Source organism: Terriglobia bacterium, assembly GCA_020073185.1.
GTDB lineage: Bacteria > Acidobacteriota > Terriglobia > Terriglobales > Acidobacteriaceae > JAIQGF01.
Genome location: JAIQFT010000020.1, coordinates 68,787 through 76,560, shown reverse-complemented (window position 1 = coordinate 76,560; position 7,774 = coordinate 68,787). Strand labels below are relative to the sequence as shown.

The 7,774-nt window shown below is 62.1% G+C and carries 7 protein-coding genes; 1 reads left to right on the top strand and 6 read right to left on the bottom strand.

All coding sequences use genetic code 11. The features are described from left to right. The first annotated feature begins 661 nt into the window (after nucleotides 1-661). The gene (locus LAN64_09540; protein ID MBZ5568078.1) at nucleotides 662-1,735 is read left to right on the top strand and encodes a potassium channel protein; all 1,074 of its coding nucleotides are present in this window, start codon (nucleotides 662-664) and stop codon (nucleotides 1,733-1,735) included. Here the strand turns inward: LAN64_09540 and LAN64_09535 are convergent. The 6 genes from LAN64_09535 to LAN64_09510 all read right to left on the bottom strand — a co-directional run bounded on the left by LAN64_09535 (nucleotide 1,732) and on the right by LAN64_09510 (nucleotide 7,736). Next, entirely contained in the window at nucleotides 1,732-2,127 is a 396-nt protein-coding gene (locus LAN64_09535; protein MBZ5568077.1) for a hypothetical protein, read from the bottom strand. The two genes, LAN64_09540 and LAN64_09535, sit on opposite strands and share 4 nt — an antisense overlap. A gap of 113 nt (nucleotides 2,128-2,240) precedes the next feature. Next, nucleotides 2,241-3,272, bottom strand: coding sequence for an NAD(P)-dependent glycerol-3-phosphate dehydrogenase (locus LAN64_09530; protein MBZ5568076.1), 1,032 nt, complete (start codon nucleotides 3,270-3,272; stop codon nucleotides 2,241-2,243). 204 nt (nucleotides 3,273-3,476) lie between these two features. Further along, nucleotides 3,477-4,163 carry a glycerol-3-phosphate 1-O-acyltransferase PlsY gene (gene plsY / locus LAN64_09525; protein MBZ5568075.1) on the bottom strand — a complete coding sequence of 229 codons (687 nt, stop codon included), beginning with the start codon at nucleotides 4,161-4,163 and terminating at the stop codon, nucleotides 3,477-3,479. 74 nt (nucleotides 4,164-4,237) lie between these two features. Next, entirely contained in the window at nucleotides 4,238-4,819 is a 582-nt protein-coding gene (thpR, locus tag LAN64_09520) for an RNA 2',3'-cyclic phosphodiesterase (GenBank protein ID MBZ5568074.1), read from the bottom strand. 246 nt (nucleotides 4,820-5,065) lie between these two features. Continuing rightward, the gene (locus tag LAN64_09515) at nucleotides 5,066-6,310 is read right to left on the bottom strand and encodes a competence/damage-inducible protein A (GenBank protein MBZ5568073.1); all 1,245 of its coding nucleotides are present in this window, start codon (nucleotides 6,308-6,310) and stop codon (nucleotides 5,066-5,068) included. A gap of 352 nt (nucleotides 6,311-6,662) precedes the next feature. Continuing rightward, a complete protein-coding gene (locus LAN64_09510) occupies nucleotides 6,663-7,736 on the bottom strand; it encodes an IPT/TIG domain-containing protein (GenBank protein ID MBZ5568072.1) in 1,074 nt (357 codons plus the stop codon). Nucleotides 7,737-7,774 lie beyond the last annotated feature (38 nt).

Below are 7,774 nucleotides of genomic sequence, written 5' to 3'. Positions count from 1 at the left end.
GATTCTACAGATTCTCAGCCTCACACTTTTCGAGAAAACGCCCATTTTATGCGCCCTTCAGGCCATCGACCAGGACGCCAATTTCACCGAAAACGTCAACCAACTGATTCTGTTCAACTTTTAACCGGACAGCAGTGAGGCCAAGTACAGATTCTCAAACTGGTGGTCGTAGGGGATGTTCAGAAAACAAGCGTCACGCTCGACGCGCCGCTTTCGCAGCTTTAGGCGCTTTGGCATTGCTCCGCTGTCCGGTTTCTAGATTTCGTACCGTGACGGCTACGCGGCCCTTTTTTCCCTTCATGGCAAAGGTCCCGTGCGAACTCCGTGTCCCGCCGACTTTTTCAACTATGGCGGAAATACGTTCTGTACGCGACTTTGAAACACCCAAGTGTGACGCCAATTGCTTTGACGACCTGACCGGAAATGAAATCGAGAACGTTTTTCCTTTGTGCATGAGTGCCTACATTCTAAACGAAATGTCAATAACAACGCGGCAGATTCTGACCATCGCGCTGGTTCTTTAGATGAGATCTATCGGGTGCGAGACTCGGATCGGGTGGGAACACTGCCCCGCGCGCCTGTGCTAAAATCGCGCTGCTTCCCGCCCCGAATTTGAGCGAACTTCACTCCCAGGCGCGATTGCGGGGCGCCGGGACCACGCATGAACATCCGCCGACGGCTCCTCTACGCCATCCTGGCCCTGACTACCATGACCGCTATCGCGGTCACCGGATACCGGGCGCTGGGCGGGCCGGGCGTCACCTTCCTGCAATCGCTGTACATGGCGGTGATCACGCTGGCCGGGGTGGGCTACGGCGAGATCATCGACACCAGCCACAATCCCGCGCTGCGCGTCTTCAACATGTTCGTCGTGAGCGTGGGCGTGATGATCACGGTGTACGTATTTTCCGTGGTCACCGCGTTCCTGGTCGAGGGAGAGATTCACAACCTGTTCTGGAGACGTACCATGCAGAAGCGCATCCAGGCACTGAAAGACCACTTCATCGTGTGCGGCCTGGGCGATACCGGGCGCTACGCGGTCGAGGAATTCCACAAGACCAACACGCCGTTCCTGGTGATCGAGGGCCAGGAAGAAAACATCGCGCGCTTCAAGGAACACGAAAGCGGACGGTACAAGGAAATCCTGTACGTCATCGGCGACGCCACCGAGGAGAGCGTGCTGGACGCCGCCGGGTTGGACCGCGCCAAGTGCGTGATTGCCGCCGTAGCCAGCGATAAAGACAACCTGGTGACAACCGTCATGGTGCGGCAGAAGAATCCCAAGGTGCGCATCGTGGCGCGCTGCGCCGACGTGAAATTTGCCGACCGCATGCTGCGCGCCGGCGCCAATACCGCCGTGTCGCCCAACGCGATCGGCGGCATGCGATTGGCCAGCGAGGCGCTGCGTCCGCACGTCACCAGCTTTCTGGACCTGATGCTGCGCGAAAAATCGCGCACCTTGCGCATCGACGAAATCGTCGTTCCGGTGACTTCGCCGTGGGTCGGCAAGTGCCTGGAGGAGCTGCAATTTCGCGCCCGCTACCACCTGCTGCCGCTGGCCGTGAAGACCGGCACCAGCGAGCACTCGCACGATTTCCAGGTGAACCCGCCGGATAACCTCGCGCTGCAGGCGGGCACGGTGGTGATCCTGATGGGAGACGTGGAGGAAATACGGCGGGCGCGGCTGGAAGCGCATCACGCGCCGCATCCACCCGCCGGCGGCCCGGCCAGCTAGGAAGTTTCCGCGGGAGATTGCGACATCGCGATCGGCGACCAGAGGATGGCCAGCCCAATGAGGCGCCCGGCAAAATCGAGTTCCAATCGTCCGGCGGCGCGCGCCACCGTGTCGCCGTTCAATTCCGGCATGGTGATGTAGACGCGCGGCTCGATGTAGCGCGCGTTGCCGGCTTCGTTGAGGAATGTCAACGCGGCTGAAGAGCGGCAGACCTTCGGCAGCTCGAAGCTGAAGTCGGCTAGATCGCCGTTCTCGCACAACGAAATCGCCACCTCGACCGGCAGCCGGTCGTGAACTTCGTCCTCCTCGGCGGTGCCTTTGGAATTGAAAGCAACGTAGTATTGGTAACCCAGTTGCTCGTCGAATTCGGTCCGCTCTACTTGGATGGCCATAGCCGGCGCAAGTTTCCCCCCTGCGTCAAAGGAGGCTTTTATCACAGCGATGCGTGCTGCGTCATGGGAAAGCGGCACCAACGGCTGCCAACTGCCGGCTGCCAGTTACCACGTTATACGCGGTGCAGGGCGACCTCGCTGGTGCCCGGGCGGGTCATCAGTTCGTGGATGGCGTCGCGCGGCGACTTGCCCCGGTTGAGGATGGCGTCAATCTGCTCGGTGATCGGCATCTCCACCGAATGCTTGCGCGATAACCCGACCGCCGCTTTCGTGGTCAGTATGCCTTCGGCGACCATGCCGTGCATGCCGGCGATGATCTCATCGAGGTTGCGGCCTTTGCCCAGTTCCACCCCCACGGTGCGGTTGCGCGACAGGCCGCCGGTGCAGGTGAGTACCAGGTCGCCGATTCCCGCCAGCCCAGCCATGGTCTCCGCCCGCGCGCCGCACGCCACAGCTACCCGCGCGATCTCCGCCAGTCCGCGTGTGATCAGCGCCGCGATGGTGTTGAAGCCGAGGCCTAACCCGTCGCAGACGCCGGCGGCGATGGCGATCACGTTCTTCAGGGATCCGCCGAGCTCAACGCCCACGACATCGTCGTTGGTATAAATACGAAAGCAGGGCTCGCTGAACTCGCGCTGCACGGTTTCGGCGAGTTGAGAATCCTTGGACGCGATGGTGATCGCCGTGGGATCGCCGCGCGCCACTTCCTTGGCGAACGAGGGCCCGCTCAGCGCCCCGATGCGCGGCCTCGGCACGCGTCCGCTTGCGCACAGCACCTGCGCGATGACCTCGCTCATGCGTTGCAGCGAATCGGTTTCCACGCCCTTGGTGGCGCTGACGAACAACATCTCCGGCGTGAGATGCGGCGCCATTTGCCGGAACAGCCCGCGACAGTGGTGCGACGGCATCACGCTGACCACAATCTCCGCCCCGCGCAACGCTTCCTCCAAGCGGTTGGTGGGAGCGACGGCGGCGGGAATCTTCGCGCCGGGGAGAAAAAGATCGTTGGTGCGGCGAGCAAGGATGGATTCGCAAACCTCTTTTTCGAATGCCCAGAGCCGGACGCGGTGCGTGCCCTTGCGGCCGAGCACGATGGACAACGCCGTTCCCCACGCCCCCGCGCCGATAACAGCAATGTCACTCATGAATTTCAGTCGCGAGTTTCAGTTTCATGCTCACCACAGAGGCACCGAGTCCACCGAGGTACACCGTGGGAGAACTTCAGTCGTGCCTACGGCACTCCGCAATTTCTCTTACTTGGACCCGCCGCTGAAGCGGCGGGCTATTCTCATTCGCCCCGATGGGGCTCAGGCTCCGCTGTTCCATCGTCGTGTTGCTGCGCCGAATCTTCATCTGTGTTTCAACTCGAATCTGTGTTCCGTTCCCGCCAGCAGGCGTCGGATGTTTTGGTGGTGTTTGGCGATGATCAGCGCCGAGGCGACCACCATGGCGGCGAAGACCGGCGGCGATGCCTGGTAGCGATACAACAGCCACGCAAAAATTGGGAATGCGGCCGTGGCGACGATCGAACCCAGCGAGATATAGCGAAACGCCGCCACGATCACGACGAAAATCAACAGCACGATCAGCACCGCTTTTGGCGCGAGCGCGATAAATGCGCCCACGCCGGTTGCCACGCCCTTGCCACCTTTGAATTTCAGCCAGACGGGGAAGACGTGGCCGAGAATGGCGAATACGGCAGCGATGGCCATGATCAAATAAAAATGTTGCACGCCGGGCCGCAACGCCTGCCGAAAAGCTTCCATTTGTTCCTGCGATATGAGCACGGTTGTCCGCGGGTGGAGGAGATCCATGACTCTGATGGCCGCTATCACCGCGGCGGAACCTTTGCCGGCATCCAAGATCAGCGTCGCAAAGCCCAGCCCCGGCGCCTTTCTTGCCACATTCGTTGCGCCGATGTTTCCACTGCCGATGGCGCGCACGTCCTCGCCGCGAAACACGCGCAGCAGGATGTAGCCGAAGGGAATGGACCCCAGCAGGTACGCGATCACGGCGACGATGAAGTAAATGGACATGAGAAAGAGTCGATGGTCGTTGGTGGATGGCCGCAGGAATCTGCGAACGACTAGCGACCAACGACTAACGATTTTTACTCCAACGCGAAGCGTGCAATCCTCGAATAGCGCGCCCCCGCCGGCGACAGCTTGCTCTCGTACAGAAAAAATTCGCGAGCGGTCATTGTACCGAAGTCGGGCGAAGGCTTGCCCTGCAATTTCTCGCCCAGTCGACGGAGCGGCGGGCTGGGACGGTCGCCCGGCATAGGTTGCGGTCGTCCAGAACCCGAACGCGCCAGCGTCAGGTGCGGCCGGTAGTCGTTGGTCTCGCGCGGCACGCCGGTGCGCGACACCGCCTCGTCCACCGCCCCGGCAAGCTGCGACAGTTGCTCTCCGGCCTCAATGCCCAGCCAGAAGACGCGCGGGCTGCGCACGTTCGGGAAGAACCCGTGCCCGCGAAACGAAATGTCGAAAGGAATCGCATGAACCGTCGCCAGTTCGCGCTTGATCTGTTCCACCCGCTCCGGCTTCTGCTCGCCGATGAACTTCAGGGTGATGTGGAACGACCCCGGCTTTACCCAGCGCGCATCGGGCGCAAACCCGCGCACGCCCTCCAGGTAGCGCGTCATACGCGCGCGAATTGCGGGATCAATGTCCAGCCCGACGAATACTCTCATGCGGAAACTCCCATTCACCAGGGAGGAAATGAAGAATTAAGAAGTCAGAATGAAGAATGAAGAACCGCTGCGGTAAGGATTTTCATTCTTCATTCCTCTCCGTGCCTCAATGAGCTCGTGCCGTTCCTACGGGACTCAGAGGATTTTTTGGACAACCCTTCCCGGAACTGAAGTGCCGGGCTACCTTCAATCGCCGCTACGCGGCTGACGCCAGTTATCGCACAGAAGGAAGAAGCGCGTTCTTTATCACATCAGCATCCGCCGCACCATGTCGAGGGCCTGCTGTGTTGCCCACCAGCGGATGCGGTCGCGGTCGCCGGGGACCCTGCGCTCCACCACCTCAGTGCGCTTTCCGTCGGCGACGGCGATATACACCAATCCCACGGGCTTCTCTTCCGTCCCGCCGGTTGGCCCAGCGACGCCGGTGATGCCCACGCCTACCGTGGCGCGGCATTCGTCGCGAATTCCTTCCGCCAGCGCTGACGCGACTTCCTTGCTGACCGCCCCGTACTGGGCGATCAGCATCGGAGGGACGTTGGCGAACAGGGTCTTCATCTCGTTGTCGTAGACAATGGCGCCGCCGAGAAAGTATCGCGAGCTGCCGCTGACCTTCGTGATCCGCTCGCCCAGCATGCCGCCGGTGCAGGACTCCGCCACCGCAAGATTGGCGCCGCGCATTTGCAGGTAGTAGCCGACGATCTGCTCCAGCGACTCGCCCTGCGTGGAGTAAACGTAGTCCTCCAACTCGTCTTCCAGCAGTCCCGCAAGTTCGTCCACGCGCGCCTGCGCCGCTTCCAACGATTCGCCGCGCGCCGACAGCCGAAGTTGGATGTCGCCCGCACCCGCCAGGATGGTGGTGCGCACGTCGAGGAAGCGCGTGTAGATGGGCGCGACGCGCTTGTCGCAGTCCGATTCTCCCATCATCGCGATCTTCAGAACCCGCGTGGCAATAAATCGCCGCGGCAGGCGCTTGCGCAACCGCGGGACACACTGCTCGTCGAACATCGGCTTGATCTCGTGCGGCGGCCCGGGCAACAGCAGGATGTACCGCCTCGCTCCCTCGTGCTCGTGCTCGATCCACTGCCCGGGCGCGGTGCCGAGCGCGTTGGGCAACACCTCCGCGCCGTCCACCACGTCCGCCTGGCGTTCGTTATTTTCCGGCATCTTGCGGCGGAGCCCGGCAAACCGCGTGTAGAGCTGGGTGATGAGTTCAGGATCGCGATGGACCGCGCGCCCCAAGGCGGCAGCGACGCACTCGCGCGTCAGGTCATCCTCGGTCGGGCCCAGCCCGCCCATGAAGATCAGGATCTCGGCGCGTCCCAGCGCGATCCGTGCCGCCGCAGTGAGGTGATCGCGATGGTCGCCGACCACCGTCTTGAACGCCACATCCACGCCGAGTTCATTGAGTTTCTCGGTGAGGTAAAGGGAATTGGTGTCCTGGAAGAACGGCGTAAGCAACTCGGAGCCGATGGCAATGATCTCGGCGGTCACAATCAGGTCTCTCGGTCTTTCAGTCTATCGGTCTCGGGGCCTGCCAGTGGCAGCGAAGCTAAACCGGTCGACGGTCTGCGGTCGACAATTCGCGATGATCTGGGCAGTCACGGATGAAAGTGCGAAACCGGAACTAGAGCCGGTTTGGAATCTCGTCAGAGCCGAAACCTCTTTCGTGTCGTCCCTACGGGACTCGGGACATTATTGGTGCGTCGTACCCGGCACTAACGTGCCGGGCTAGATTCTGTCGCCCCTGCGGGGCTCTGCCTTGCTATCGACCAACGACCATCGACCGACTAACGACTATCGACCACCGACCATCGACTAAGGACCGTAGACCGTCGACCCTCCACTAGTACGCCGCCTCTTCCACCGGCAGCAGCGGATGTCCCTGGATGTCCCAGGAGAGATGGTGGATGGCATTGGTGGTGGCGAGCACGGCGGCGCGGCCCGGCGCAAACGCCACTCCGACCAGGTTCTGTCCCGCGACGGCCAGCGACGCGCGCTTATCCGGGGTCACTCGCACCACGCCGCGTTTGCCGCGCAGCGACGCCGCAACGTAGAGATTGCCCTCGATATCGAACGCCAGCCCCTGCGGCCTTCCTAATCCGCGGAAGAACACGGAAACGCTGCCGTGCGGATCGACCTCATAGATAGCATCGAAGCTCGAGGTCGTCGGCCCGGTCACGTACAAATTTCCATTCGGGCTGAACGCCAGGTGGAATGCCGACACGCTCGGCTCCAGGGTGGCGAAAACAAAAATCTGCCGGTCGCGCGAGATTTTGAAAATGGTTCCGCTGCGGTCGCCGACGTACAGATTCTGCTCGCGGTCGAACGCCATCCCGGTGGCCACGCCCATGCTTTCCGCGTACGCCGACATGGTCCCGTTCGGAGCCACGCGGTACACCGTGCCGTCGTAGCGTGAGCTGACGTACATCTGGCCCTCGCGGTCGAAGGCGATGGCGGTGGCGTTCATCATCTCGGCGAGGAAGGGCTTGACGTTGTAGTTGGTGTCGATCTTGTAGATCGCCACCGGCACCTTCTGCCCGCGCGACCCGGAGAAGGTCACGTAGATGTTGCCCTCGAGGTCGAGCGCGGGATTGGTGACCGGGTGCAGGTTTTCGGCGATCGTCACCGCCACCCGGATGTCGTGGGGATTGCTGGCTTGCCCATTGGCATCGACCGTGACCGGGCCGGAGTGCGCGCCCTCGGGAACGCGCGCCACCAGGAACTGGTCGGAGCTGATGACCACCGCGCCTTCGACGCCGCCGAACTGTACCTTGGGGCGGCGCAGCTCGTGCGGGCGCAGGCCGCTGCCGATGATGCGAATCTCGCCGCCGGGCAGAGCAGCGCTCGGCTCGACGGTGTCAATCCGCGGCTTTCCGTTAACGTTCTTCTTGCCCAGCAGCCGGTCAGAAATTCCCATGGACTTTCGTGCCACTTGGATGCGCGCGCCAACTCGCC

Excerpts from the sequence above, each read along its gene's own strand:
- LAN64_09540 (MBZ5568078.1), top strand. The coding sequence starts at position 662 with ATGAACATCCGCCGACGGCTCCTCTACGCCATCCTGGCCCTGACTACC.
- LAN64_09535 (MBZ5568077.1), bottom strand. The coding sequence starts at position 2,127 with ATGGCCATCCAAGTAGAGCGGACCGAATTCGACGAGCAACTGGGTTAC.
- LAN64_09530 (MBZ5568076.1), bottom strand. The coding sequence starts at position 3,272 with ATGAGTGACATTGCTGTTATCGGCGCGGGGGCGTGGGGAACGGCGTTG.
- plsY (MBZ5568075.1), bottom strand. The coding sequence starts at position 4,163 with ATGTCCATTTACTTCATCGTCGCCGTGATCGCGTACCTGCTGGGGTCC.
- thpR (MBZ5568074.1), bottom strand. The coding sequence starts at position 4,819 with ATGAGAGTATTCGTCGGGCTGGACATTGATCCCGCAATTCGCGCGCGT.
- LAN64_09510 (MBZ5568072.1), bottom strand. The coding sequence starts at position 7,736 with ATGGGAATTTCTGACCGGCTGCTGGGCAAGAAGAACGTTAACGGAAAG.